The organism is Methylobacterium sp. GC_Met_2 (genome assembly GCF_026540795.1).
Classification (GTDB): Bacteria; Pseudomonadota; Alphaproteobacteria; order Rhizobiales; family Beijerinckiaceae; genus Methylobacterium.
On record NZ_JALNUM010000041.1, the window covers coordinates 1 to 25873 of the forward strand.

Below are 25873 nucleotides of genomic sequence, written 5' to 3' on the forward strand. Positions count from 1 at the left end.
CGATACCGCCGAGCGCCACCACCGGCAGGCCTGCTGTCCGCGCGGCGACGATGCCGTCGGGACCAAGGGCAGGTCCGTAGCCCGGCTTGCTCAAGGTCGGAAAAATCGGGCTGAGCGTCACGTAATCGGCACCGTTCCCCGCCGCCTGCGCGACCTCATGCGCTGCATGGGCCGACACACCGATCAGCGCCCCCGCTCCCAGCGCGTCACGCGCCGCCGCGATCGCCTCCGCGTCCGAGCCGCCGCCGAAATGCACGCCGTCGGCGCCGAGCGCCCGGGCCAGGGCGACATCACCGCCGACCGTCAGGACCCCGCCCGCTGTTCGGACGCGCGCCGCCACGGCCTCACCGAGCCGCCGCCGCGCCACAGGCTCCAGGTCGCGGTCGCGGAACCAGATCCAGCGCCCGCCGCCCTTTAGGATCGCTTGGACAGTCTCGGCGAGCGGCCGCGCATGGCCATGCCGGTCCGTCACCGCCAGCAGCGGCGACGGCAGTGCCCTCACGAGCCGACGAGGCCGAGCTGCGGGCTCGACGGCTCGGCCCGGCCGCGCCGCGGGATGCGCCCGGCCAAGTAAGCGTCACGCCCGGCTGCCACGGCCCAGCCCATGGCACGAGCCATGCGCACCGGGTCGTCGGCCTTGGCGATCGCGGTGTTGATCAGGCATGCGGACGCGCCGAGCTCCATGGCGATCACCGCATCCGATGCGGTGCCGATCCCGGCATCGACCACGACGGGCACCTTGGCCCGGCGGCAGATCAGTTCGAGATTGGCCGGGTTGGCCACCCCCATCCCGGAACCGATCAGCGAGCCCATCGGCATCACGGCGGCGCAGCCGAGATCCTCCAGGCGCTGGCAGACGATCGGGTCGTCGTTGCAATAGGGCAGGACCACGAAGCCGTCGTCCACGAGGTGGCGGCAGGCCTCCATCAACTCGACGACGTCCGGGTACAGGGTCTCGCGGTCGCCGATCACCTCGACCTTGATCCAGTTGGTGTCCAGCGCCTCGCGGGCGAGTTCGGCGGTCATGATCGCGTCACGGGCGGTCTCGCAGCCGGCCGTGTTCGGCAGGAAGCGCCTGCCCTTCAGCAGCGTCACCGTGTCCGAGCCGTGGCCCTGAAGCGAGACCCGGCGGATCGAGGCGGTCACCACCTCGGCCCCGCTCGCCGCGACGGCGTCGCGCATGATCGCCTGCGTGGGATAGCCGGCGGTACCGATGAACAGTCGGGACGACAGGTTCACCCCGGCGATGGTGAAGCTGTCGGGCGTCGGATCGGGGCGCAGCGGCGTAACGCTCTGGTCCATGGTCAACCTCCCTGCATGGCGCGGACGATCTCGACGCGGTCCCCCTCGGCGACCGGGGTCTCGTCCCAGTCCCGGCGGCGGAGCACCCGACCGTTCAGCGCGATTGCGATGCCCTGCGGGCTCTCGATGCCGCTTTCCTCCGCCTCCTGGCGGAACAGGGCGTTCACGGTCCCGGCGTCGCGCTCGCGCGGCTCGCCGTTGATGAAGACCTTCATGCCGAGGCCCTCCAAGGCTCGGCCTGAACAAACCGCGCCCGGGTGAAGGGACGGGCCACCTCGGGCAGCGCGCCGTTCGTCACCAGCTCGGCCACGGCATCGGCGGTGACGGGGGCGAGCAGATAGCCGTTGCGATGATGCCCCGTGGCGGCAACCAGCCCGGGCGCCAGCGTGTCGATGATCGGCGCGTCGTCGTCCGAGGTCGGCCGGTAGCCGCTCCAGACGGCCTCCACGTCCATCTCCTCGATCCCGGGCAGGACCCGCCGCGCACCTTCGAGCAGCGCGTAGAGGCCGCCCGCGGTGACGCCGGGACGGAAGCCGCAATCCTCCACGGTCGCGCCGACGATGAGCTGGCCATCGCTCTTCGGTGCCATGTGGACCTGCTCGGTCCATACCATCCGGCCGAGCGTACCCGTCCGGCGCGTGGTGCGCAGGGCCAGGGACTGGCCCTTCAGGGGCCGCACCGGCAACGACAGGGTCTCCGGCAGCAGCCCACCCTCCCCGCTCCAGGCGCCCGAGGCCAGGATCACGGTGCCGGACCGGATGGCGTGCTCGCCGACGTGGAGTCCCGCGACGCGGCCCCCCGACCAGTCGAGGGCCGTCACCGGGGCGTGCTCGATCAGGCTGACGCCGGCCCGACGGCAGGCCTCCGCCAGGGCGGCCATCACGCGGCACGGATCGACCTGATGGTCCATTGGGCAGTGAACGCCGGCGGTGATCGAGGGGCGCAGGCCGGGCTCCAGGCGCCGGACCTCGCTGCCCGAAAGCCACGTCGCGTCGAGCCCGGAGCGGCGTTGGAGATCGTAGCGGAAGCGCAGGCGCTCAACCTCGTCGCGACCGACCGCCAGGACCAGCGTGCCGTCCGGCCGGTAGTCGATCGACAGGCCCGCATCGGCCTCCAGGGCATCGCGGAAGGCCGGCCAGCGCCGGAGCGAGTCCAGGGCGAGCGGCAGCAGCGGATCGGAGCCGGGTTCGTGCTCGGCGGCCGGCGCCAGCATTCCGGTGGCCGCCAGGCTCGCACCCGCGCCGATCGTCTCGCGTTCCAGTACGGTCACGGAATGGCCGGCCCGGGCGAGCCGCCATGCGATCGACAGGCCGATCAGTCCGCCGCCGACGATCGCGATGTCGGTGGTGTCAGGAAGATGGACCTGCTCACGTGCGCCCGCAGGGCCGCGGCGTTGTCCGATCGGTGACGGGGGGCGGTCCAGGGACACGCGTCTCTCCACAGGGTTCGGTCGTGGAGATCGGGCCAAGTGCTTCGGTAAGAAGCTGTGGCCTGCCTTTCGGGCGGCCGCGGTCCAATCCCTACGCCGGTATGAGCCGGATCAGGTTCAAAGGATTTCCGCGCCGCAGGTCCTGACGGACGTGCCAGCGGTTTCTCAGCCCCTTGCCGGGGATCTCCCTGGAACACGCATAGATTTGGTCGCCCGCTTGCCGCCGGTCAACCCCGCCGCCGGGGCGACGACCGGTCTTCGGGCGAAAACAACCGGGTTCCGGTCATGGTCCGGACACCACGCCGCGCGGAAACGGCACCCCACGGCGCCGGCGTCAGGTCCCGCGCACGATCCCTTCATGGCTCCGGGGTCTCATCGCCCAACGGCTGCACCCCCACCCACAGGCTGACCCGCGTGCGCACAATCCTGCTCGTCTGCACACTCGGCTTCCTGGGTGTCACGGCTGCGCAGAAGCTGCGAGAGGGCCTGCGCCCGGTGCCGGCCGCCCTGCTGGTCGCGTCCCAGCCGAAGCCGGCCCTCGAAGCCGTCGTGACGTCGGGCGTCGCGCTTCAGGCTGGCCGCAACGGCCATTTCTTCGTCCATGCCCTGCTGGACGGCCGTACGCTGCCGATGATGGTGGATACCGGTGCGAGCGCCTGCGCGTTCTCCGAGGAGGATGCGGCGCGCATCGGGATCCGGGTCGGTCCCGCGGATTTCACGCGCGTCTGGAACACGGCGAACGGTCGGGTCCGGGTCGCACCGATCCGGATCGCGGTGGTGCAGATCGGTTCGATCACGGTGCGGGACGTGGAGGCGGTGGTGATCCCGCGGGGGCTCCTCGCGACCAGCCTGCTGGGGATGTCGTTCCTCGGGCGCCTGCGCGAGTTCAGCGTTGCCGGCAGCACGATGACGCTCCGGGGCTAACCGACCGGGCGCTGTGTTCACGTCGCTTTCCGGCCTGCATTGGTACGAAGATGCGTATGGTATGCAGCCAAGAAAAACGCACTCGGTTGTAATCTATAGGTCTATGACTGGTTTAAGTGATTCAATCGTCTTCATTTTATAAGTATAAGCAACATCTTAATCGTACCATCCGGTCGTTTTGCGCGCCCGACGCATCATGTTATGTCCGCGGTCAATTACGGTCGAGCGTCGAAATCGACGTGCGGGACAGTTCGATGACGAAAAAAGCAGGCCCGACGATCTGTCTGTCGATGATCGTCAAGGATGAGGCCCACGTTATCCGTCGATGTCTGGATTCGGTTCGGCCGATCATCGATCATTGGATCATCGTGGATACCGGATCCTCGGACGGGACCCAGGACATCATCCGCACGGCGATGGCCGATATACCGGGCGCCCTCGTCGCGCGGCCCTGGGTCGATTTCGCCACGAACCGAAACGAGGCCCTAAAGCTCGCACGCCGCCACGCGGATTACGTTCTGATCATCGACGCCGATGACACGCTGATCATCCCGGACAACTTCACGATGCCGAAGCTGTCCCAGCCCGGATACCGGTTCGAGATCATCGATACGCAGACGCGGTACTGGCGCAATCAGCTCGTCAGCAGCAGGAAGGATTGGCGCTATCGGGGCGTCCTGCACGAGTTCCTCTCCTGCCCGGGCGTCGAGCGAATGCCGATCCTCCCCCTGGCGATGCGCCGGGGTGATGACGGGGCCCGTCACCGCGACAAGACGGCGGATGCACGTGACATCGCCCTCCTCGAAGGGGCCCTGGCGGTCGAGACGGATTCCTTCATGGTCGCGCGATACACGATGTATCTCGGCAGCACCTATGATGCAGCCGGTGAATACCGGAAGGCGTTCGACTGTTTTCTGAAGCGGGCCGATCTGGGCGGTTGGGACGAAGAAATCTATTTCAGCCTGCTGATGGCCGCGGTGAATGCGGAGCGCGTGGGCGAGCCCGACGACAGGGTGTTGCAGCTCTACGACCGCGCGATCCTCATCCGCCCGGCACGGGCGGAGGCCCGCCATGGGGCCAGTCGGTTATGCAGGCAGAAGAAGCGGTTTGCGGACGGCTATCGCTACGCCGAGGCGGGCCTCGCGCTGGAGCTTCCGAGCGAGGGCATATCGTTGAATCCATGGGTCTATGACTACGGATTGCTCGATGAGTTCGCCGTCAACGCCTTCCACATCGGCCAATACGGCGCCTGCGGATACGCCTGCCTGAAGATCCTCGGGCGACCCGACGTCCCAAGGGACGTCTTCGCCCGCGCCTGTACGATGGCCCGGGAGGTGACGGAGAAGATGGTCGATCCGGTCTGGGGTCTTCAGCCAACCCCTTACAGGTCGGCGTTCGAGCCGGAGTGGGAGAGATTGAGAGCTTAGAGCCGTGCCCGATCGCGTTGCACACGGTACACGACAGTGACACCACCGTCGCCGAATAGGGCGCGGGTCCCCTCTCCCGTGCGGGAGAGGGACAGGGTGAGGGATGAGAACTTTCCGGAAGAGGCGCACCCTGTCAGCGCCTTGAAGGTGCGCGCGATCCTGAACTTTCTCGACCTTCACCCCAACCCTCTCCCGCACGGGAGAGGGGGCATGTCGCGCTTGCCACCCGTGTTGGCAGACGCGTGTCGTGTACCGTGCGCGTTGCAATCGCGCGCGGCTCTCAACCCTTGTTGTGACGCGCTCTCTTGCGCCGAACCGGTGTCCACTTCGGCGGAGAGCGCTCTAGCGCGCTGCGGGGAGGGAGAGGTCGCGTGACGACATCGTCAACGAGACCTGAAAGCCTCCGGTGCAACTGTCCAACCCACACCCTCGTCCTGAGGAGGTGCGGGTGCAAAGCGGAGGCCTTTCGAAGGCTTCGCGATCCCTGCAGCCCTGCTTCGACGCCGGTGCCCAGCACGTCAGGATCAAAGGGTTGGTGGTATCGCCCCGCACAGCGCGCTCAGCTCGGCTTGCGCGGCCGCAGGAACTTCGGTCGGAACACCGCCATCGGCTCCCGGAAACCGTCGAGCACGTGCTCGCCCAGGGGGATCGGATCCCCCCAGAGAAAATCGACGAACGGCTTCGACATCAGCAGCGGCTCGCCCAGGATCCGGTTGAGCTGGGCCAGACGGCTCGCCAGATTCACGTCCCGGCCGATCACCGTGAAGTCGAGACGGGAGCCCGAGCCGACATTGCCGTAGGCGGCCTCGCCGTGGTGGAGCGCGATGCCCGCCGCGACCGGCACCGGGAACTGGTGCAGGGCGTTGGCCTCGTCGAGGGCCGCGAGCGCGTGCTGGGCCGCCGTGAGCGCCCCCTTGGCGGCGCCGCCCAAATCATCACCGGTCTCGCGAAAAATCGCCAGCAGGCCGTCGCCCAGGTACTTCAGCACCTCGCCGCCCTCGCGCTCGATCGGCGGCACGAGGCAGTCGAAGAACACGTTGAGCAGGCCCACCACCTCCTCGGGCGTCATGTCGGCGGAGGTGCGGGTGTAATCGCGCATGTCGGCGAACAGGATCGCCGAGCGGATCCGTGTGACCTGCCCGCGGCGGATGTCGCCCGCCAGGATCGCCCGGTGCGGCTCGTCGCCGACATAGAGCCGCAGCACGTGATCGAGCTGCTTGTTGAGGACGCGCATTTCCGCCACGGCGGCCAGCGCCGGCATGACGAAGCGCAAGATGGCGATGTCGTCCTCACCAAAGCCCTCCGGCGCGCGGGTCGCGAAGGTGATGCCGTTCTTGGTGCCGTTGGTGAAGAACAGCGGCGCGACGACATAATGCGTGTAGCCCCCGGCCTTCAGGTCCGGGATGATCGCGTAGGCGTCGTCCGGAGTCTCGGCGAGGTCGAGGATCAGCCACTCCCCGGTTTCGTGAACCGTGTGGAACGGGCTGTTGAGATAGGCGTCCGTGGATCGGGCACCGTGCGGAAACAACCGCACGGTGGTGCCGCTGTCCCTGGTCCAGATCCGCCCGACGCCGGCATATTCCGAGTGCAGGGTGTCGATGGCCGTGGAAGCCCTGTCTACCGGGACGCCGACGGCGATCAGCCGCTCGGCGAGGCCTTCGAGCATCTCCTCGGCCTTTTCCAACCGGGCGCCCTCGCCCAGCAGCCAGTCGCGGATGCCCACGGATGGCTGCAACGCGCCGAAGGGCACGTCGTCGGCCTCGGAGCCATCCGCGAAGGCCGTTGGAACTCCGGGCGTTGGCGGGCGGCGTTCGAGCATGGCGCCAGTGTCATGCCGCGCGGCGGCGCGGTTGAAGTGCAGGCGCCGCGGACCGTGCCGCGGCGGGGGCTCAGTTGTCCAGGAAGCTCCGCAGCTTCCGGCTGCGTGAGGGGTGCTTCAGCTTGCGCAGCGCCTTCGCTTCGATCTGGCGAATGCGCTCGCGGGTCACCGAGAATTGCTGGCCGACCTCTTCGAGGGTGTGGTCGGTGTTCATGCCGATCCCGAAGCGCATACGCAGCACGCGTTCTTCACGCGGGGTCAACGACGCCAGGACGCGCGTCGTCGTCTCGCGAAGATTGCTTTGGATCGCCGCGTCGATCGGCAGGACGACGTTCTTGTCCTCGATGAAGTCGCCGAGGTGGCTGTCCTCCTCGTCGCCGATGGGCGTTTCGAGGGAGATCGGCTCCTTGGCGATCTTCAGGACCTTTCGAACCTTCTCCAGCGGCATGGCCAGCTTTTCGGCCAGCTCCTCCGGAGTCGGCTCGCGGCCGATCTCGTGCAGCATCTGGCGCGACGTGCGGACGATCTTGTTGATCGTCTCGATCATGTGCACCGGGATGCGGATCGTGCGCGCCTGATCGGCGATCGAGCGGGTGATCGCCTGCCGGATCCACCACGTGGCGTAGGTCGAGAACTTGTAGCCGCGGCGGTACTCGAACTTGTCCACCGCCTTCATCAGGCCGATGTTGCCCTCCTGGATCAGGTCCAGGAACTGCAGGCCGCGGTTCGTGTACTTCTTGGCGATCGAGATCACGAGGCGCAGGTTCGCCTCGATCATCTCCTTTTTGGCCTGCCGGGCCTCGCGCTCGCCCTTCTGGACCATGTTGACGATGCGGCGGTACTCGCCGATCTCCAGGCCGGTCTCGGAGGCGAGGTCGAGGATCTGCGCGCGCAGATCCGTTACCTGCTTCGAGCCCTTCTCGACCAAGTTCTTCCAGCCCTTGCCGCCGAGAGTGCCGACGCGCTCCATCCAGTTCGGATCGAGCTCGTAGCCCTGGTAGTGGCGCAGGAACTCGTCGCGAGCGACGCCGTGGCTCTCGGCGAAGCGCATCAGCCGGCCCTCGTGGCCGATCAGCTGCTTGTTGATCGAGTAGAGCTGGCCGACCAGCGCCTCGATGCGATTGTTGTTAAGCGACAGGGACTTCACGTCGGCGACCACGATGTCCTTCAGCTCGCCCTGCTTCTGGTTCTGAGCCGGTGTGTTCTGCCCACCCGTCGCCTTGCGCTCGGTGCCTTCCGCCTGGAACTTGCGCAGCTTCCGGTAGTTCGCCGCGATTGCATCGAAGGTCTCGAGGACCCGCGGCTTGATCTCGGCTTCCATGGCGGCGAGCGAGACGTTGTTCTCCAGATCGTCCTCGTCGTCGCCGCCTTCGGGGGGCGCGGGCGCCTCGGCGTCCTCGGCGTCCTCACCCTCGCCCTCGGCGATCTGCGGGGCGTTCTTGCCGTCCGGACCTGCGTAGGTCGCCTCCAGATCGATGATGTCGCGCAGGAGGACCTTGCCCTCCACCAGCTCGTCCCGCCAGATAATGATCGCCTGGAAAGTCAGGGGGCTCTCGCACAGGCCGGCGATCATCGCCTCGCGGCCGGCCTCGATGCGCTTGGCGATCGCGATCTCGCCCTCGCGGGACAGGAGCTCCACGGAGCCCATCTCGCGCAGGTACATCCGCACCGGATCGTCGGTGCGGTCAGTTGGCTCCTTGGTGGTGGTGGCGACCGTGACCGCGCGCGCCGGCGCGACCTCGGCGACCTCGCCGCCCTCGGCCTCCTCCTCCTCGCCCTCCGCCGCCTTCTCGCCGGTGGCGGCCTCTTCGGTCTCCTCGGCTTCGACGACGTTGATGCCCATCTCGGACAGCTGCGACAGCACGTCCTCAAGCTGGTCCGGATCGGACTGGCCCTCAGGCAGAACCTCGTTGACCTCTTCGTAGGTGACGTAGCCGCGCTTCTTGGCGAGCTTCACCATGCGCTTGACCGAAGCATCCGTCAGGTCGAGGAGCGGCCCGTCGGTCTGCTGCTCTGGGGCAGCGTCCGTCTCGTCCCGTTCCGTTGCCTTCGTTGCCATGATCAGCCTATTGTTTCGTGGGCGGAGCGCTGCGGAGGCCCTTGAGAGGCCGGTCCACGCCAGCGACGCCGCGGTACGGGATCGGCGCCGGATTGCTCCGTCGCCTTGAGTCGTCGGTATCCGTATGCAAGCCTGAGGCTTGACCGATTGTTAACTATGACGGGCTGCCCCCTGTCGCTACCGCCAGCCCATACCGCCATGACACGGCCGTCAGGCAGCCGTCGAGTCGCTCGACTCCGGCTTGTCGGCCTCAGCCTCGGCAGCGATGACGGTCTCCAGCCTCGCCTTCACCTCGCAGAGCCATGCCCATCCGGCATCGGTCGGATCGTTCTCAAACGCCTGCCGTGCTTCGCGAAGTTCGCTATGTAGCGCTCCTGCCTGCCGGTGCAAGATCATCGCCTGTCGGAGCGCGTCTGCGCGGTGCGCCGGATCGGCATGGGGCGCAAGGGTCAAGCGGTCTCGCGAGCGTCCTAGCGTCAGAATCCGCTCGGAGGCCGCCGTAAGTCCGGCGCGACTGATGCGATTTTGCAACATTGCGGGATCCGTGTGCGGATCTTCGGCTGCGCTGGCAAGGAGCACCGACAGGAGCGCCCGCGCGTCCGGATCCTCGAAATCCAGTTCGGCGATCTCTTCGGCGAACTCACCGAGCATCTCGGGATGCGCCAGCAGCGTTCCAACGATCACCGCCTCGCGGACCGGCGCCGCACCGATGAAGCCCGCCGAGGCCGTCATGGATGCGCTCGGGCTGCCGGTGATCCGTGGCGAGACCGTCTCGCCGGGGCGGACGAAGCGGGTTCGCCCGCGGGGCGCCGGTCCCGAGGCCCGAGCGCTGCGCGGAGACAAAGAGCGGAGCCGTTCCTCGATATCGTCGCGATAGTAGCGCCGCACGGTCTCGTCGCGGATCGTCGCGACGGTCGTGCGCAGGGTCTGGGTCAGGCCGGCACGCCGCTCTGGGGTGTCGATCGGACCGGCCTCGACCGCGCGACGCCAGAGAAGTTCGGAGAGTGGCAGCGCCGCGTTCAGCACCTGATCGATCGCGCCCGCTCCGCCCGAGCGCAGCAGATCGTCGGGATCCTGACCGCCGGGGAGCAACGCAATCCGCAGCGAGCGGCCCGGTTCGAGAAGCGGCAGCGCGATGTCGAGCGCGCGGAAGGCGGCCCGCTGGCCGGCCTTGTCGCCGTCGAAGCACAGGATCGGCTCGTCGGCGTGGCGCCAGAGAAGGCCGAGCTGCTCCTCGGTCAGCGCCGTGCCGAGCGGCGCCACCGTCTCGGGATGGCCGGCCAACGTCATGGCGATGACGTCGACATAGCCCTCGACCGCGATGATCGAGCCGCGATCATGCGCGGCCTTGCGGGCGCCGTGCAGGTTGTAGAGCGTCCGGCCCTTGTGGAAGAGCGGTGTTTCGGGGGAGTTCAAGTACTTGGCGCGCACCTCCTTGGAGAGCGCCCGCCCGCCGAAGGCCACGACCCGACCGCGCGTGTCGGTGATCGGGAACATCACCCGGTCGCGAAAATAATCGTACGGGACCGACACGCCCTCCCCGGTCGCCAGAAGGCCCATCTCGAGCATCAGATCCTTCTCGACCCCCTGCCCGGCGAGATGATCGCGCAGGGCGTAACGGTCGTTCGGCGCATAGCCGAGCCGGAACTTCTGCTGAGTCTCGCGGCCGAGGGCCCGGCGTTCGAGGTAGGCGCGGGCCTCGCTGCCCTGCCCGGATTGAAGCCGGTCCTCGAACCAGCGGGCAGCCATCTCCATCACCTCGATGGCGCCGGCCCGCTTCTGCTCGCTGGCCCGGTTGTCCTCAGTGGGCGCAGGCAGGCTGACGCCCGCCTCCCCGGCCAGCCGCTCGACCGCCTCGGGGAAGCTGAGACCCTCCGTCTCCATCAGGAAGGTGAAGATGTCGCCGTGCTTGGACGAGGAGAAGCAATGGTAGAACTGCTTCTGGTCGTTCACGTAGAAGGACGGGGTCTTCTCGGCGTTGAACGGCGACAGGCCGCGCCATTCCCGGCCGGCCTTCTTGAGCTGCACCCGCCGCCCGACCACGGCGGAGGCCGGCAGCCGGGCACGGATCTCTTCCAGAATGTGGGGCGGATAGCGCACGGGGCCTGGGATGGTTTGCGGGGCCGCCGATCATAGCGTGCCGGACGTGCCGGAGTCTCAACGCCGCCGTCGTGAAAAGGCATCGCCGGGGGATTGCGTGGAGAACTGCGCGTACCGGTCTCCGCTAGGCGATGGCAACCCAGGGCCGGCGCTCCGGCAGGCCTGCCGGTGTATATACATCTGTATCGACGTTGATTCGACTTTGGGCTAGGATATGCCATGGGACGGGTTCGCCTGGGACGAGAGCAAGCGAGCCACCAATCTCGATAAGCACGGTATCGATTTCCGCGACGCGATCGGCATCTTCGATGGGCCGCACCTGAAAAGCAAGACGATCCGGAACGATGAGGTTCGGATGGTCAGCCTCGGTCGGATCGCCGAAAGCGTCATCGCCTTCGTCTGGACCGACCGGGCGGGTGTCGTGCGGATCATCTCCGCGAGAGCAGCGAGGCGAAATGAGAGACAGATCTTCGCGGCGCGCTTCGGTGCTTGAGCGCCAGCCCGGTGTGACCGATCTGGCGCGTATCTCCGCGCTGAGCGACGCCGAGATCGCGGCGGCGGTCGCAGACGATCCGGATGCCGCGCCGCTCGATATCGATTGGGCGCGCGCCGAGGTGGTGGTCCCGGCGCGCAAGGTCGCCGTCTCCATTCGGCTGGACGCCGACATCCTCGACTATTTCAAGGATGGCGGCGGTGGCTATCAGAGCCGGATCAATGCGGTGCTGCGGAGCTATGTCAGGGCCTGCACCGCCGGAGAGACTTGAGCGCCGTCACCCCTTCGCGGCGAGGGCCGCCTTCACCAGCCCGCTCGCCTTGCCGAAATCCATCCGGCCGGCATAGGCGCCCTTCAGGGCGGCGATCACCTTGCCCATATCCTTCGGCCCGGCGGCGCCGGTCTCGGCGATTGCGGCCTCGATCGCCGCCGTCGTCTCGGCCTCGTCCATCTGCTTCGGCAGGAAGCTCTCGATGACCGCGATCTCGCCGCGTTCGTTGGCGGCGAGTTCCGGCCGGCCGTTCTGCTCGAAGACCTCGGCCGATTCGGTGCGCTGCTTGATCATTTTCTGAAGCAGCGACAGGATCTCGTCGTCGGAGATCGGATCCTTGCCGTTGCCGCGAGCCTCGATGTCCCGGTCCTTCAGGGCCGCCTGTATCATCCGGACGGTCGCCAGCCGCTCCTTGTCGCCGGCCTTCATGGCCTCCTTCATTTCGGTGGTGAAGCGGGCGCGCAACATTCGGGTAAACCTTCCAACGGTCGAAACGGCGGGCTGGCCTGCGATTTGCGGATCTGCCCCGTGATAAGCAGACGTTGAGACCTTCAGGGCGCGGAGCCACATTGACCCCATCGCGGGCCGCTCGCTAAGAGCGCCGCACACGATCATGCCGCAAGCCGAGAGCGCCGCAACCCGGCGCTCGCCTTCGGCCGGACATAAGCGAGACTCACCCCATGCTGCAAGACGCCGCCGCGCACGCCCCAGACGCCACGGCGCCCGAGCCCTGGGCCGAGCCGGTGGCCACGGCGCTGCTGGTCCTGGCAGACGGGACCATCCTCGAGGGCTTCGGCATCGGGCAGACCGGTATGGCCGACGGCGAGGTCTGCTTCAACACGGCGATGACCGGCTATCAGGAGATCCTGACCGACCCGTCCTATGCCGGGCAGATCGTCACCTTCACCTTCCCGCATATCGGCAATGTCGGCACCAACGACGAGGATTTGGAGAGCCTGGATGCGGCCCCGGCCTCCGGCGTGCGCGGCACGGTGATCGCCTCGGCGGTGACGAAGCCGTCGAGCTGGCGCTCTTCTTCGCACCTGGACGGCTGGCTCAAGGCCCGCGGCATCGTGGGTATCACCGGCGTCGACACCCGGGCGCTCACCGCCCGGATCCGCGACCAGGGCATGCCGAACGCCGTGATCGCCAACGACCCGGAGGGCCGGTTCGACCGGGAGGCCCTGAAGGCCCGGGCCGCCGCGCTCGCGCCGATGGAAGGGCTGGACCTCGTGCCGCCGGTGACGAGCCGGGCGCCGTCCGAGTGGTCCGAGACCGTCTGGGCGCTCGGCAACGGCTACGGCAAGCGCGTCGCCGGCGAAGGCCTGAAGGTCGTGGCGATCGATTACGGTGTGAAGCGCAACATCCTGCGGTTGCTGGCCCAGGCGGGCTGCGACGTCACCGTGGTGCCGGCCACCACCCCGGCGGACGAGATCCTGGCGATGAAGCCGGATGGCGTGTTCCTGTCGAACGGACCCGGTGACCCCGCGGCGACCGGCGCCTACGCGGTTCCGGTGATCCGCAGGCTGCTCGACGAGAAGGTGCCGACCTTCGGCATCTGCCTCGGCCACCAGCTGATGGGCCTCGCCCTCGGCGGCCGGACCGTGAAGATGGGCCAGGGCCATCACGGCGCGAACCATCCGGTGAAGGACAAGACCACCGGCAAGGTCGAGATCGTCTCGATGAACCACGGCTTCGCGGTGGATCCGACGAGCTTGCCGCAGACCGCGGTGGAGACCCACGTCTCGCTGTTCGACGGTTCGAATTGCGGCCTGACGCTCACCGACCGGCCGGCCTTCTCGGTCCAGCACCACCCGGAGGCCTCGCCCGGCCCGCGCGACAGCCACTACCTGTTCGAGCGATTCGTGACGCTGATGCGCTCGGGCGAGCCAGAGGCAAAGGCCTGATCGGCAGCCCGGCGGTATCCCATTCGGGCCCCGCCGGGGCCATAAAATCCGCCGAATTGACCGGCTTTAAGACGACCCATGACGGCCCTCGAACGGCGGCGCATCCGCGCCGACCGGCAGCGGCCCGTCAGAGGGGAATGCCGGATGACCATCGACGAGGCGCGCGACGATTTCACCCGCCTGCACCGCACCTTCACGTTGCATCTCGGCGTCGCCGTGGGCCTGTCCTGGCTGACCGCCCTCACCGCCGCCTTCTACGCCCCGTGGGTGCGCAACATCCGCGCGCTGATCGATCCGAACGGCGGCCTCGACCGCGTCGAGAGCACGGTGTCGTACCTCTTTGTCCTGCCGGCCGTCCTCGCCCTGGCCTGGGTGTCGCTCTTTTTCGGCCGCGAGGCCCTCCGCCGTGCGCAGACGCTCTCCAACGTCGCCGTCGAGTTCGCGGCCGCCGCGTTGGTGGCCTTCGGGGTGTTCTACCTCTCGATCGACCGGGCCGTGGCCGCCCTCTACGCCGGCTTCTGAGACAGGGCGGCATCTGCCGCTCCGAACGGGTTACTGCACCTTCTCGAACAGCGGCCCGAACCGTTTGGCGGCGAGCTTGCCGTGCGGGACCGCGTTGGCGGCCTCCAGGTTCTGCGGCTTGTCGCCGACCTGGATCAGGCCGACCATGCCCATGATGTCGTGCGGCGCGCATTTGAAGCCGTACAGGCCGGGCTGGTCGAAGGTCACGGCCTCCTCCTTCCCCACCACGGTTTTGAAGCCCGGCACACCCTCGGGGGCCATGCCCTTGATGCGTTCGGCGTTGTAGCCCTTGTCGGCTGCCACGAAGCGAATTGTGTCGCCGGGCTGAATCTTCACGTCAGCGGGATCGAAGACCATCATCCCGCTTGGGCCGCTGTTCGAGGTCTTCGCGACGGTCTCCGCGGCGCCCGCTCCCAAGATCGATCTGATCAGCACCGCCACGGCTCCCATGGATGCCCTGATCATTGTCAGTCTCGAATTGTTATGCTGTCGATCGACGGAAATGACGATCGTTGATGCCTTACGGACCGCGTCCAGGGTCTGCAAGCAATTGCGTCATCCGTCGACAAAGTTGGGAATCTTCAAATACAACTCGCCTGCGGCAGCCTGATGCGTCGTGTGTGCACGTGGCGCGCGAATCCGACCCGGCCTTCCAAAGCGTGGACACCCCGTGTTAACGCGGGGCTCAACGACATTCCCGCCACGTGCGTCCGGGAGCAGGGCTGATGTCAGCCTTGCCCGATCGGGCGCGCTTGGCCTGAGAAGGCCCCCGATGCCCAAACGCACCGACATCTCCTCGATCCTGATCATTGGTGCGGGTCCGATCATCATCGGACAGGCCTGCGAGTTCGACTATTCCGGAACTCAGGCCTGCAAGGCGCTCCGCGAGGAGGGCTACCGCATCGTCCTGGTCAATTCGAACCCCGCCACGATCATGACCGATCCGGACATGGCAGACGCGACCTATGTCGAGCCGATCACGCCCGAGATCGTCGCCAAGATCATCGAGAAGGAGCGCCCCGACGCGATCCTGCCGACCATGGGCGGCCAGACGGCGCTGAACTGCGCCTTGTCGCTCCAGAAGATGGGCGTGCTGGCCAAGTACGGCGTGCAGATGATCGGCGCCACCGCCGAGGCGATCGACAAGGCCGAGGATCGGAGCCTGTTCCGCGACGCCATGACCAAGATCGGGCTCGACACCCCGAAATCGGCTTTGGCCAACGCCTCTGCCGCCAAGAAGGCCGACCGCGAGAAGTATTTGGCCGAGGTTGCGCGGATCGAATCCGCCAATACGGATCCGGAGGCGCGCCAAGCCGCGTTGAAGGCCTTCGAGAAGAGCTGGATGGCGGGTGAGTCGGACCGGCGCAAGCGCTACGGTGAGCATGCTATCGGGCAGGCGCTGATCGCGCTGGCCGAGGTCGGCCTGCCGGCAATCATCCGACCGTCGTTCACCATGGGCGGCACCGGCGGCGGCATCGCGTATAACCGCGAGGAGTTCCTCGACATCGTCGAGCGCGGCATCGACGCCTCGCCGACCAACGAGGTGCTGATCGAGGAGAGCGTGCTCGGGTGGAAGGAATACGAGATGGAGGTCGTTCGCGATAAGAACGACAACTGCATCATCGTCTGCTCCATCGAGAATATCGATCCGATGGGCGTGCATACCGGCGACTCGATCACCGTCGCCCCGGCTCTGACGCTCACCGACAAGGAGTACCAGGTGATGCGCGACGCATCGCTGGCGGTGCTCCGGGAGATCGGCGTCGAGACCGGCGGTTCGAACGTCCAATTCGCGATCAACCCCGAGAACGGGCGCATGATCGTGATCGAGATGAACCCGCGCGTCTCGCGTTCCTCGGCGCTGGCCTCGAAGGCAACCGGCTTCCCGATCGCCAAGGTCGCCGCCAAGCTCGCCGTCGGCTACACGCTGGACGAGATCGCCAACGACATCACCGGCGGCGCGACCCCGGCCTCCTTCGAGCCGACGATCGACTACGTGGTCACCAAGATCCCGCGCTTCGCCTTCGAGAAATTCCCCGGCGCCGAGCCGACGCTCACCACGGCCATGAAGTCGGTGGGCGAGGCGATGGCGATCGGCCGGTGCTTCGCGGAGTCCCTGCAGAAGGCGCTGCGCTCGCTCGAGACCGGCCTGACCGGCCTCGACGACATCGAGATCGAGGGCCTGGGCAAGGGCGACGATCACAACGCCATCAAGGCCGCCATCGGCACCCCGACTCCGGACCGGCTGCTCAAGGTCGCGCAGGCCCTGCGGCTCGGCGTCAGCCACGAGCAGGTCTACGCCTCCTGCAAGATCGATCCGTGGTTCTTGGAGCAGCTCCAGGCGATCATCGATCTGGAGAACCGGGTGAAGGCCCACGGCCTGCCGAAGACGCCCGGCGCCTTCCGGCAGCTCAAGGCCGCCGGTTTCTCGGATGCCCGCCTCGCCGTGCTGGCCAAGACCGAGGAGGCCGCGGTCACCGCGGCCCGTTGTGCGCTCGCCGTGCGCCCGGTGTTCAAGCGGATCGACACCTGCGCGGCCGAGTTCAAGTCGCCCACCGCCTACATGTACTCGACCTACGTGGCGCCCTTCGCCGGCACGGTCGCCGATGAGGCGTTCCCGAGCGACGCCAAGAAGGTCATCATCCTGGGCGGCGGCCCGAACCGGATCGGCCAGGGCATCGAGTTCGATTATTGCTGCTGCCACGCCTGCTTCGCGCTGGCGGATGCGGGCTACGAGACCATCATGGTCAACTGCAATCCGGAGACGGTCTCGACCGACTACGACACCTCGGACCGGCTCTATTTCGAGCCGCTGACCGCCGAGGACGTGCTGGAGATCATCGAGACGGAGCGTCAGGCCGGCACCCTGCACGGGGTGATCGTGCAGTTCGGCGGCCAGACCCCGCTGAAGCTCGCCCGGGCGCTGGAAACCGCCGGCGTGCCGATCCTGGGCACCTCGCCCGACGCGATCGACCTCGCCGAGGACCGCGACCAGTTCAAACGCCTCCTCGACAAGCTCGGCATGAAGCAGCCGAAGAACGGCATCGCCTACTCGGTGGAGCAGAGCCGGCTGATCGCAGCCGATCTTGGCCTGCCCTTCGTGGTGCGCCCGAGCTACGTGCTCGGCGGGCGCGCCATGGCGATCATCCGCGACGAGGCGCAGTTCGCCGACTACCTGCTCGACACGCTGCCCAGCCTGATCCCCTCCGAGGTCAAGGCCCGCTACCCGAACGACAAGACCGGCCAGATCAATACGGTCCTGGGCAAGAACCCGCTGTTGTTCGACCGCTACCTCTCGGACGCGGTGGAGATCGATGTCGACGCGGTCTGCGACGGCACGGACGTGTTCATCGCCGGCATCATGGAGCACATCGAGGAGGCCGGCATCCATTCCGGCGACTCGGCCTGCTCGCTTCCGCCGCGATCGCTCTCGCCCGAGATCATGGAGGAGCTGGAGCGGCAGACGAAGGCGATGGCGCTGGCCCTCAACGTCGTCGGCCTGATGAACGTGCAGTACGCCATCAAGGACGGCCTCATCTACGTGCTCGAGGTGAACCCCCGCGCCTCGCGCACGGTGCCGTTCGTCGCCAAGGTCATCGGTGAGCCGATCGCCAAGATCGCGTCGCGGATCATGGCGGGCGAGCCTCTGGCGAGCTTCGGGCTCAAGCCGAAGACCTTGACGCACATCGCTGTGAAGGAGGCCGTGTTCCCCTTCGCGCGCTTCCCGGGCGTCGACGTGCTGCTCGGCCCGGAGATGCGCTCCACCGGCGAGGTGATCGGGCTCGATGCAAGCTTCGGCGTCGCCTTTGCCAAGAGCCAGCTCGGTTCCGGGACCCAGGTACCGAAGGCCGGCTCCGTGTTCGTCTCCGTGCGGGATGCCGACAAGGCCCGCATCCTGCCGACCATGCAGCTTTTGTCGGATCTCGGTTTTACGATCGTGGCGACCGGCGGCACGCAGCGCTACCTCGTGGAGAACGGTGTTCCGACCGAGCGGATCAACAAGGTGCTCGAAGGCCGGCCGCACGTGGTCGATGCCATCAAGAACGGCGGGATCCACCTCGTCTTCAACACAACAGAGGGCGCCGGCGCCCTGTCGGACTCACGCTCGCTCCGGCGTGCGGCCCTCTTGCATAAGGTGCCGTATTACACCACTCTAGCTGGCGCGATGGCTGCGGCTGAGGGGATCAAGGCCTACTTAGAAGGCGATCTCAAGGTCCGTGCCTTGCAGGAATACTTCGCGGCCTGAGCCTCAGGGTTCCGCCGACTTAATCTCGTGGCCCGGAGGGAGTGCTACACTCTCGGCCGGGCCTCTTCATTGTGGCGCGAGACGATGGCGATAGATAAAGTTCCGATCACGGTGGGCGGGCTTGCAGCCCTCGAAGAGGAGCTGAAGCACCGTCAGCAGGTGGAGCGCCAGCGCATCATCCAGGCGATCGCGGAAGCGCGCGCCCTAGGCGATCTGTCGGAGAACGCAGAATACCATGCCGCCAAGGAGGCGCAGTCCCACAACGAGGGCCGCGTCATGGAACTGGAGAGCATGATCGCGCGCGCCGAGGTGATCGACGTCTCGAAGCTCTCGGGCGATAAGATCAAGTTCGGCGCCACCGTGAAACTCGTCGACGAGGACACGGAGGAGGAGAAGACCTACCAGATCGTGGGCGAGCCGGAGGCCGACGTGCGTTCTGGCCGAGTCTCGATCACCTCGCCGATCGCCCGCGCGCTGATCGGCAAGGGGGTGGGCGACACCGTTGAGGTGACCACGCCCGGCGGCGGCAAGTCCTACGAGGTCGTTGCCGTCCGGTTCGGCGGCTGAGCGCATGTCTGCGCGTTCCCGGGGCTGGCTTGCCGGCCTGATCCTCTCCGCCGTCGCGGGCTCCGCGGCGGCAGACGACTTTCCGGCGACCGCCCAGTTCTCCGATATCCGCGTCGACGTCCGGCCTTTGATCGACAAGGGGGCGGGCCTGCAGGCGGAGGCGCTGGCGGCCGACCTGACCGAGGCCCTGCGCAAGAATTTTGCGGGCCGGGTCGGCGGGCGCGGACCCCGCCTCGTCGTGGTGCTGAGCGGCCTGTCGCTGCGGCCTTTTGCCGGCAGTGGCGGGCGGCCGGGCTTGGGCGGTAATTTCCAGACCGATTATCTTGAGGGCGAGGCACTGCTCGTCGGGCCGAAGGGACAAATCCTCGGCCGTCACCCGCAAATGACCGCATCGCCGTCGAGCTACGGCGGCGCGTGGTACGATCCAAACTTCGACGGGCGTCGGCTGGCGGCGATCGCCGACATCTACGCCCAGTGGCTCGCACGGGATCTGCCGAAGGAGTGAGGGTGCTCCGCCGACGATTTGGCGTTGAAGACGACGCGCTGATCCGTCGGTGCGGCATGTGTTGAAGGCGCGGGGTCCTATTCCCTTTATTCGTCCGGGATCGCAGAGGCAGTCGCTCTAGGCGGTGTCCTGACGGTCGGGCTCGGCACCGGGGCAGAACGGGTTTTTCGAGCAAGGCGCATGGCAAGCACTGACGTCACGGAGGCGAAACCCGCTTCGCGCAACCGCCCGGGCGCGCGGTCCGAACCGTTGCCCGAACTGGCCCGCGCCCGCGCCTGGATCGTTACGGACGGTAAGGCCGGCGACGAGAACCAGTGCGTCGGGATCGCCGAGACATTGGGCGTTGCCTTCGAGATCCGGCAGGTTCCGGCTTCCGGGCCGTTCGGCTGGATGGCGCCCTGGGGCCCTATCGATCCGCGGGAGGGTCCCCGGCGCAGAGCCGGTGCCCTTGCGGGGCCCTATCCCGACATCCTGATCGCCTCCGGGCGCCGGTCGGTGCCCTACCTGCGGGCGGTGCGGCGCGCCACCGGCGGGCGCACTTTCACGGCTTTCCTGAAGGATCCGCGCACCGGCGAGGACAGCGCCGACTTCATCTGGGTCCCGGATTACGACGACCTGCGCGGCCCGAACGTCTTCACCACGCTGACGGCGCCGCATCTCGTGACGGCGGCGCGCCTCGCCGCGGCCCGCGCCCGGCCCGACCCACGCCTCGCGCAGCTCGACGGGCCACGGGTGGCCGTCCTGGTCGGCGGTGACAGCCGCCACCTGAGCTACCGCAAGACCGATATGGTTCGCCTCGTCGGCGACCTGCGCTCGCTCGTCGACAAGGGGTGCCGGTTGATGGTGACGATCTCCCGCCGGACCCCCGATCCGCTGCGCAATGCCGTGAAGGCGCTGACTGCGGAGACCGGCGGCTTCCTCTGGGACGGGACCGGCGAGAATCCCTACGTCGCCATGCTGGCCCTGGCCGAGGCGATCGTGGTCACCTCCGATTCGGCCAACATGGTAAGCGAGGCCGTGGCCACCGGCGCGCCGGTTCTGCTGTTCGACCTGCCGCGTACCTATATCCGGCATCGGCGGATGTTCGCCGGGCTGGCGATCGCCGGAGCCTTGCGGCCGTTCACCGGTCAGTTGGTGGATCTGTCGTACAAGCCCATCGACGCGACGCCGGTGATCGCCGAGGCGCTTGCGACCGCCTATGCTGCGCACCGCACGGCCGACCACGTCTGAGGAGACCGAGAGATGGCCCATACCCACGCCAAGTTGGTGATCATCGGCTCGGGGCCGGCCGGCTATACGGCGGCGATCTACGCGGCGCGTGCCATGGTCGAGCCGCTGCTGATCTCGGGGTTCCAGCCGGGCGGTCAGCTCATGATCACCACGGATGTCGAGAACTATCCGGGCTTCGCCGAGGCGATCCAGGGACCATGGCTGATGGAGCAGATGCGGCTTCAGGCCGAGCATGTCGGGACCCGGATCGTCTCCGAGTACATCACGAAGGTCGATTTGAAGCAGCGGCCGTTCCGGCTGGAAGCCGATTCGGGCGAGACCTATTCGTGCGACGCGCTGATCATCGCCACCGGCGCCCAGGCCAAATGGCTCGGTATCCCCTCCGAGGCGACCTTCCAGGGCGGCGGCGTGTCGGCCTGCGCGACCTGCGACGGCTACTTCTTCCGCGGCAGGGAGGTCGTGGTGGTCGGCGGTGGCAACACCGCGGTCGAGGAGGCGCTCTACCTCGCCAACATCGCCAGCAAGGTGACGGTGGTCCACCGCCGCGATGCATTCCGGGCCGAGCGGATCCTGCAGGAGCGCCTGTTCAAGCACCCGAACGTCGAGGTGCTCTGGCACCGGGAGATCGCCGAGATCTGCGGCGCGCTGAAGCCGGCGCCGGGCGTCACCCATGTCCGTCTGAAGGACCCCCGCTCCGGCGAAATCAGCGAGGTGAAGGCGGACGGGGTGTTCGTGGCGATCGGCCACCAGCCGGCGACCGCGATCTTCGAGGGGCAGCTGCCGATGCGCCACGGCGGCTACCTGACCGTCAAGCCCGGCACTACGGAGACCGACATTCCCGGCGTCTACGCGGCGGGCGATGTGACGGATGACGTCTACCGCCAAGCGATCACGGCGGCCGGCATGGGCTGCATGGCCGCTCTGGAGGCGGAAAAATTCCTGGCGAATCTAGAGATCGGCGAGAATCCGGTCCAGGCTGCGGCGGCTGAGTAGGCCAACATTCCCCAGCGACGCCACGTGCGGTTGTGATTCTGCTGCGGAACCGCTGTCTTGCACGAGATTCCTGATCCATGCGCTTGCGCTCCACCATGCGCCGTGCGCATAGGAGTATCGACTGCGCCGGGATGCATCTCACGCATACCCGCGCGGTGCCGCGCGTGTTTCTCCACGGCCGGCGCCGCGCAGCTCGCCCGGTGATCCGCCCGCTACGCCACGTGTCCGCCGCATTCGGGCACCGAGAGTGGGCTTGCGCTGGTAGGGATTCTCACCTTGGACTGGGACAAGATCCGGATCTTCCTGAACGTCGCCGAGGCGGGCAGCTTCACCAAGGCGGGTGACGATATCGGGCTCAGCCAGTCAGCGGTCAGCCGTCAGATCAGCGCGCTGGAGCGCGAGCTGAAGGCACCGCTGTTCCATCGCCACGCACGGGGCCTCCTCCTCACCGAGCAGGGCGACCTGCTGTTCCGGGCTGCCCGGGACATGAAGCTGCGGCTGGAGAATACCCGAGCCCGCTTGGTCGAGACCGCCGAGCGGCCGACCGGCGATCTCAAGGTGACCACGACAGTGGGCCTTGGCACCTCCTGGTTGTCCCAGCGGGTCGGCGAATTTCTCGATCTCTATCCGGACGTGCGGATCGAATTGATCCTCACCAATGAGGAGTTGGATCTCGCCATGCGGGAGGCCGACGTGGCGATTCGCATGCGTCGGCCGGCTCAGCCCGACCTGATCCAGCGGCGGCTGTTCACCGTCCACTACCACGCCTTTGCGAGCCAGGATTACGTCAAGCGCTTCGGCGAGCCCAAATCGGTCGACGACCTCGACGACCATCGCCTCGTATCGTTCGGCGGCAACGAGCCGTCCTACCTGCTCGCCGCGCATTGGCTGGCCGATGCCGGCCGGGAAGGCCGCGACCGGCGCCAAGTTCACCTGACGGTGAACAATATCGGCGCGCTACAGCGTGCGATGGAGGCCGGCGCCGGTATCGGGATTCTGCCCGACTACGCGGTGGATGGCGACCAGCAACTCGTGCAGGTCCTGCGTGAAACCGAGATGCCGAGCCTGGAGAGCTACCTCGTCTATGCCGAGGAGATGCGATCGGTCGCCCGGGTCCAGGCATTCCGCGACTTCCTCGTGTCGAAGGCGCAGCGCTGGACCTACTGATCGGCGCGGACGGTTCAGACGAACAGCCGCTCGCCCTCCAGACCCTTGTAGAGCGCAGCGACCTGCTCGCCGTAGCCGTTGTAGATCAGCGTCGGCACGCGCTGGTCGGTACCGAGCACCCGCTCGGTCGCCTGGCTCCAGCGCGGATGCGGCACGGCCGGGTTCACGTTGGCCCAGAAGCCGTACTCGGAGGCCTGCAGACCCTCCCAGAAGGTTTTCGGCCGGTCGGCCGTGAACGACACTTTCACGATCGACTTCGCCGATTTGAAGCCGTACTTCCACGGCACCGCGATGCGGATCGGCGCGCCGAACTGGTTGGGCAGCGGCTTGCCGTAGACGCCCGTCACCACGAAGGCGAGGTCGTTTCCGGCCTCGGCCAGTGTCAGGCCTTCAGTGTAAGGCCAGGGGTAGTAGAAGGCGCGCTGGCCCGGGGCCATCGCCTTGTCCATGAAGGTCTCGAAGCGGATATACTTCGCCCCCGAGGTCGGCTTGGCCAGCGCCACCAGCTTCGCGAGCGGGAAGCCGGTCCACGGCACCGCCATCGACCACGCCTCGACGCAGCGGTGGCGGTACAGCCGCTCCTCCAGGCCGACCTTCCGGATGAGATCGTCCACGCCGATCTCGAACGGCTTCTCGACCAGCCCGTCGATCTTCAGAATCCAGGGCTGGGTCTTGAGCGCATTCGCGGCCGGCAGCACCGTCTTGGACGTGCCGAACTCGTAGAAATTGTTGTAGTCGCCGCTGAACCGTTCGGACGTCACCGGCCGGTCGAGGGTGTAGGCGGGGTTCTGCGGCGCCGGATAAAGAGACGGATCGCCCGCGGCCGCCAGGGCGGTCCGGCCGCCGAGGAGTGAGCCGGCGGCGAGTCCGGCCGCACCGCCGATCAGCGCGCGCCGATTGAGGAACAGGGATTCCGGGGTGACGAGATGCTCCGGGATCTCCCAGCCGCGTTTGCGCTTGATCAACATCGCCGCCTCTTCGCGTTTCCTGGGCCTACAACTCACAGATCGGCTCAGGCCGACAGAGCTGCAAGCGCATCCTCACCTTTCGGCGCGTGCGGCTGGGCGGTTACGCGTCCAGGCGTCGCGGGCCGTGATCAGGCCCCCGGCGTCTCGTCCCGCAGCACCCGCCGCAGCACCTTGCCGACGTTGGTCTTGGGCAGGGCCTCGTGGAGCACGATCTGGCGCGGGACTTTGTAGCCTGTGAGCTGCGTGCGCGCATGGGCCCGGATCGCGTCGGGCGCGAGGGACGGATCCTTCAGCACCACGTGGGCGACCACCATCTCACCGGTCTCCGCATTCGGCTTGCCGACCACCGCGCATTCGAGCACGCCGGGATGGGCGGCGAGCACCTCCTCCACCTCGTTCGGATAGACGTTGAAGCCGGAGACGAGGATCATATCCTTCATCCGGTCGACGATCTTGAACTGGCCGTCCGGCAGCATGATCGCCACGTCGCCGGTGCGGAAGAAACCGTCGGCCGTCATGGCGCGGGCCGTCTCGTCCGACCGGTTCCAGTAGCCGCACATCACCTGGGGGCCGCGCACGCAGATCTCCCCCGGCTGCCCGGGCGGGACCGGCGCGCCGGCCGCGTCGCGGATCGAGACCTCGGTGGAGGGCAGCGGGAAGCCGATCGTGCCGGAAAATTCGCGCATCCCCCGCGGGTTGACGCAGACGACCGGCGACGTTTCCGACAGGCCGTAGCCCTCTATGATCGTGTTGCCGGTGAGCGCCTTCCAACGCTCGGCCACGGCACGCTGGACCGCCGTTCCGCCGCCGACCACGAAATCGAGGTGGGAGAAATCCACCGTGCCGATTTTCGGGTGGTTGATCAGCACGTTGAACAGCGTGTTGACGCCCATCAAACAGGTGAAGCGATAGCGGCTGAGCGTCTTGACCATCCCGTCGCAGTCGCGCGGGTTGGGGATCAGCAGGCACGATCCGCCGCTGCGCATGAACTGGAAGAAGCACGCGGTCAGCGCGAAGATGTGGTAGAGCGGCAGCGCCGTGACGGCGCAGCGCTCGATGCTCGGATCCTTCGAGGCGAACCAGAGCTGCGACTGCTCGACATTCGCCATGATGTTGCGGTGGCTCAGCATCGCCGCCTTGGCGATGCCCGTGGTGCCACCCGTATATTGCAGGAATGCGAGGTCCTCCGGGCCGACCTTGGCCGTGGCCCGGGGCAGCGCGCGGCCCTGGCGGAGCAGTGCGGCGAAGGGCAGTGCGAGCCCCTCCGGCAGCCGGAACGGCGGCACCGCCTTGCGCACGTGCCGGCTGGCAAGGTTGATCACGCGGCCCTTCAGGCCGAGCCCGTCCCCGGGTCCGACCAGGACGACGCGGTTCAGCGTCAGATCCGGCAGGGCGGACGCGACCGTGGCGCCGAAATTCTCCAGGACGATCAGGATCCGCGCGCCGGAATCGTTGAGCTGCTGCGTGAGTTCCCGGGGCGTGTAGAGCGGATTGGTGTTCACGACCGTCCCGCCCGCCAGCAGGACGCCGAAGATCGCCACCGCGTAGGCCGGCACGTTCGGCAGCATGATGGCGACGCGGTCGCCCTTGGCCAACCCTTCCGCCTGAAGCCAGGCTGCGAGGTCGCGCGCCTGCTGGCTCAGCGTGGCGTAGGTCATGGCCGAGCCGAAGCACAGCATCGCCGGGCGGTCCGCGAAGGTCGCCGCGCTGGTCTCGAACAAATCGACCAGGGTGCCGAGTTGCGCCAGATCGATCTCGACCGGTACGTTCGGGGGATACGACGCCAGCCAGGGCCGCGCCGCTTCGTCGCCGGCCGGTGAATGCGGCATCCGTCCAGACGGCAGCGCCTGCGCGCCGTGATCGATCACGTTCGCCTCATGCATCGTGAAGCCTCCCCCGGGCCCGGCTCTCGACGGCCGAGTCCCTCAACGCGGAACGGGCTGA

At 67.4% G+C, this 25873-nt stretch carries 23 protein-coding genes and 1 riboswitch; of the genes, 12 read left to right on the plus strand and 11 right to left on the minus strand.

Translation table 11 applies throughout. The features are described 5' to 3' along the window. From OXS49_RS15415 to thiO, 4 genes are all read right to left on the minus strand, one after another. Nucleotides 1–502 (minus strand): thiamine phosphate synthase (locus tag OXS49_RS15415; RefSeq protein WP_267425406.1); only part of this gene is annotated, 502 nt, incomplete at its 3' end. Continuing rightward, nucleotides 499–1302, minus strand: a complete 804-nt coding sequence (locus OXS49_RS15420; RefSeq protein ID WP_267425407.1) for a thiazole synthase — start codon at nt 1300–1302, stop codon at nt 499–501. The genes OXS49_RS15420 and OXS49_RS15415, both read right to left, overlap by 4 nt. Nucleotides 1303–1304: 2 nt before the next feature. Then, on the minus strand, nt 1305–1517 hold the full coding sequence (gene thiS, locus OXS49_RS15425; RefSeq protein ID WP_267425408.1) for a sulfur carrier protein ThiS: 213 nt from the start codon (nt 1515–1517) through the stop codon (nt 1305–1307). Further along, the gene (thiO, locus tag OXS49_RS15430) at nt 1514–2704 is read right to left on the minus strand and encodes a glycine oxidase ThiO (protein ID WP_267425451.1); all 1191 of its coding nucleotides are present in this window, start codon (nt 2702–2704) and stop codon (nt 1514–1516) included. The genes thiS and thiO overlap by 4 nt, the downstream gene beginning before the upstream one ends. Nucleotides 2705–2801: 97 nt before the next feature. Further along, nucleotides 2802–2930, minus strand: a riboswitch (TPP riboswitch). 215 nt (nt 2931–3145) lie between these two features. Between thiO and OXS49_RS15435 the strand changes: the two genes are divergently transcribed. Next, on the plus strand, nt 3146–3655 hold the full coding sequence (locus OXS49_RS15435) for a TIGR02281 family clan AA aspartic protease (protein ID WP_267425410.1): 510 nt from the start codon (nt 3146–3148) through the stop codon (nt 3653–3655). A gap of 116 nt (nt 3656–3771) precedes the next feature. After that, a complete protein-coding gene (locus tag OXS49_RS15440) occupies nt 3772–5082 on the plus strand; it encodes a glycosyltransferase (RefSeq protein WP_267425412.1) in 1311 nt (436 codons plus the stop codon). A gap of 559 nt (nt 5083–5641) precedes the next feature. Here the strand turns inward: OXS49_RS15440 and OXS49_RS15445 are convergent. The 3 genes from OXS49_RS15445 to dnaG form a co-directional block, all read right to left on the minus strand. Further along, nucleotides 5642–6901 carry an adenylate/guanylate cyclase domain-containing protein gene (locus OXS49_RS15445; RefSeq protein WP_244005674.1) on the minus strand — a complete coding sequence of 420 codons (1260 nt, stop codon included), beginning with the start codon at nt 6899–6901 and terminating at the stop codon, nt 5642–5644. A gap of 70 nt (nt 6902–6971) precedes the next feature. Further along, nucleotides 6972–8960, minus strand: coding sequence for an RNA polymerase sigma factor RpoD (rpoD, locus tag OXS49_RS15450; protein WP_267425416.1), 1989 nt, complete (start codon nt 8958–8960; stop codon nt 6972–6974). A gap of 210 nt (nt 8961–9170) precedes the next feature. Next, on the minus strand, nt 9171–11060 hold the full coding sequence (gene dnaG, locus OXS49_RS15455; protein WP_267425419.1) for a DNA primase: 1890 nt from the start codon (nt 11058–11060) through the stop codon (nt 9171–9173). A gap of 214 nt (nt 11061–11274) precedes the next feature. Here dnaG and OXS49_RS15460 point away from each other — a divergent pair, with 214 nt between their 5' ends. After that, on the plus strand, nt 11275–11553 hold the full coding sequence (locus OXS49_RS15460; RefSeq protein WP_267425421.1) for a BrnT family toxin: 279 nt from the start codon (nt 11275–11277) through the stop codon (nt 11551–11553). A gap of 13 nt (nt 11554–11566) precedes the next feature. Further along, the gene (locus OXS49_RS15465) at nt 11567–11824 is read left to right on the plus strand and encodes a BrnA antitoxin family protein (protein ID WP_267425423.1); all 258 of its coding nucleotides are present in this window, start codon (nt 11567–11569) and stop codon (nt 11822–11824) included. 6 nt (nt 11825–11830) lie between these two features. Here the strand turns inward: OXS49_RS15465 and OXS49_RS15470 are convergent, their stop codons facing one another. Then, on the minus strand, nt 11831–12292 hold the full coding sequence (locus tag OXS49_RS15470; RefSeq protein WP_244005683.1) for a GatB/YqeY domain-containing protein: 462 nt from the start codon (nt 12290–12292) through the stop codon (nt 11831–11833). Nucleotides 12293–12504: 212 nt separating this feature from the next. On the opposite strand from OXS49_RS15470, the gene carA reads away from it, so the two are divergent. Further along, nucleotides 12505–13731, plus strand: coding sequence for a glutamine-hydrolyzing carbamoyl-phosphate synthase small subunit (gene carA, locus OXS49_RS15475; protein WP_267425425.1), 1227 nt, complete (start codon nt 12505–12507; stop codon nt 13729–13731). Nucleotides 13732–13875: 144 nt separating this feature from the next. After that, nucleotides 13876–14253, plus strand: a complete 378-nt coding sequence (locus OXS49_RS15480) for a hypothetical protein (RefSeq protein ID WP_267425453.1) — start codon at nt 13876–13878, stop codon at nt 14251–14253. A gap of 30 nt (nt 14254–14283) precedes the next feature. Here OXS49_RS15480 and OXS49_RS15485 read toward each other — a convergent pair whose 3' ends face one another. Beyond that, nucleotides 14284–14718 carry a pseudoazurin gene (locus OXS49_RS15485; protein WP_267425456.1) on the minus strand — a complete coding sequence of 145 codons (435 nt, stop codon included), beginning with the start codon at nt 14716–14718 and terminating at the stop codon, nt 14284–14286. Between the two features lie 307 nt (nt 14719–15025). On the opposite strand from OXS49_RS15485, the gene carB reads away from it, so the two are divergent. From carB to OXS49_RS15515, 6 genes are all read left to right on the plus strand, one after another. Beyond that, on the plus strand, nt 15026–18499 hold the full coding sequence (gene carB, locus OXS49_RS15490; protein ID WP_267425427.1) for a carbamoyl-phosphate synthase large subunit: 3474 nt from the start codon (nt 15026–15028) through the stop codon (nt 18497–18499). A 90-nt stretch (nt 18500–18589) separates the two neighbouring features. Beyond that, the gene (gene greA / locus OXS49_RS15495) at nt 18590–19066 is read left to right on the plus strand and encodes a transcription elongation factor GreA (protein ID WP_243917246.1); all 477 of its coding nucleotides are present in this window, start codon (nt 18590–18592) and stop codon (nt 19064–19066) included. 4 nt (nt 19067–19070) lie between these two features. Next, a complete protein-coding gene (locus OXS49_RS15500) occupies nt 19071–19571 on the plus strand; it encodes a hypothetical protein (protein WP_267425429.1) in 501 nt (166 codons plus the stop codon). A 180-nt stretch (nt 19572–19751) separates the two neighbouring features. After that, the gene (locus OXS49_RS15505) at nt 19752–20801 is read left to right on the plus strand and encodes a mitochondrial fission ELM1 family protein (protein ID WP_267425431.1); all 1050 of its coding nucleotides are present in this window, start codon (nt 19752–19754) and stop codon (nt 20799–20801) included. Nucleotides 20802–20813: 12 nt separating this feature from the next. Beyond that, on the plus strand, nt 20814–21794 hold the full coding sequence (gene trxB / locus OXS49_RS15510; protein ID WP_267425433.1) for a thioredoxin-disulfide reductase: 981 nt from the start codon (nt 20814–20816) through the stop codon (nt 21792–21794). A 276-nt stretch (nt 21795–22070) separates the two neighbouring features. Next, a complete protein-coding gene (locus OXS49_RS15515; protein ID WP_244005696.1) occupies nt 22071–22961 on the plus strand; it encodes a LysR family transcriptional regulator in 891 nt (296 codons plus the stop codon). A 14-nt stretch (nt 22962–22975) separates the two neighbouring features. Here the strand turns inward: OXS49_RS15515 and msrP are convergent, their stop codons facing one another. Both msrP and OXS49_RS15525 read right to left on the minus strand, forming a co-directional pair. Next, a complete protein-coding gene (msrP, locus tag OXS49_RS15520) occupies nt 22976–23929 on the minus strand; it encodes a protein-methionine-sulfoxide reductase catalytic subunit MsrP (protein WP_244005698.1) in 954 nt (317 codons plus the stop codon). Between the two features lie 128 nt (nt 23930–24057). After that, complete coding sequence (locus OXS49_RS15525; protein ID WP_244005792.1) at nt 24058–25758, minus strand: AMP-binding protein; 1701 nt, start codon at nt 25756–25758, stop codon at nt 24058–24060. Nucleotides 25759–25873: the final 115 nt, after the last annotated feature.

Coding starts and splice junctions, on each gene's coding strand:
- msrP (WP_244005698.1), bottom strand. CDS start 23,929: ATGTTGATCAAGCGCAAACGCGGCTGGGAGATCCCGGAGCATCTCGTC.
- OXS49_RS15470 (WP_244005683.1), bottom strand. CDS start 12,292: ATGTTGCGCGCCCGCTTCACCACCGAAATGAAGGAGGCCATGAAGGCC.
- OXS49_RS15445 (WP_244005674.1), bottom strand. CDS start 6,901: ATGCTCGAACGCCGCCCGCCAACGCCCGGAGTTCCAACGGCCTTCGCG.
- OXS49_RS15525 (WP_244005792.1), bottom strand. CDS start 25,758: ATGCCGCATTCACCGGCCGGCGACGAAGCGGCGCGGCCCTGGCTGGCG.
- carA (WP_267425425.1), top strand. CDS start 12,505: ATGCTGCAAGACGCCGCCGCGCACGCCCCAGACGCCACGGCGCCCGAG.
- carB (WP_267425427.1), top strand. CDS start 15,026: ATGCCCAAACGCACCGACATCTCCTCGATCCTGATCATTGGTGCGGGT.
- OXS49_RS15480 (WP_267425453.1), top strand. CDS start 13,876: ATGACCATCGACGAGGCGCGCGACGATTTCACCCGCCTGCACCGCACC.
- rpoD (WP_267425416.1), bottom strand. CDS start 8,960: ATGGCAACGAAGGCAACGGAACGGGACGAGACGGACGCTGCCCCAGAG.
- OXS49_RS15460 (WP_267425421.1), top strand. CDS start 11,275: ATGCCATGGGACGGGTTCGCCTGGGACGAGAGCAAGCGAGCCACCAAT.
- OXS49_RS15500 (WP_267425429.1), top strand. CDS start 19,071: ATGTCTGCGCGTTCCCGGGGCTGGCTTGCCGGCCTGATCCTCTCCGCC.
- OXS49_RS15485 (WP_267425456.1), bottom strand. CDS start 14,718: ATGATCAGGGCATCCATGGGAGCCGTGGCGGTGCTGATCAGATCGATC.
- OXS49_RS15420 (WP_267425407.1), bottom strand. CDS start 1,302: ATGGACCAGAGCGTTACGCCGCTGCGCCCCGATCCGACGCCCGACAGC.
- OXS49_RS15505 (WP_267425431.1), top strand. CDS start 19,752: ATGGCAAGCACTGACGTCACGGAGGCGAAACCCGCTTCGCGCAACCGC.
- trxB (WP_267425433.1), top strand. CDS start 20,814: ATGGCCCATACCCACGCCAAGTTGGTGATCATCGGCTCGGGGCCGGCC.
- thiS (WP_267425408.1), bottom strand. CDS start 1,517: ATGAAGGTCTTCATCAACGGCGAGCCGCGCGAGCGCGACGCCGGGACC.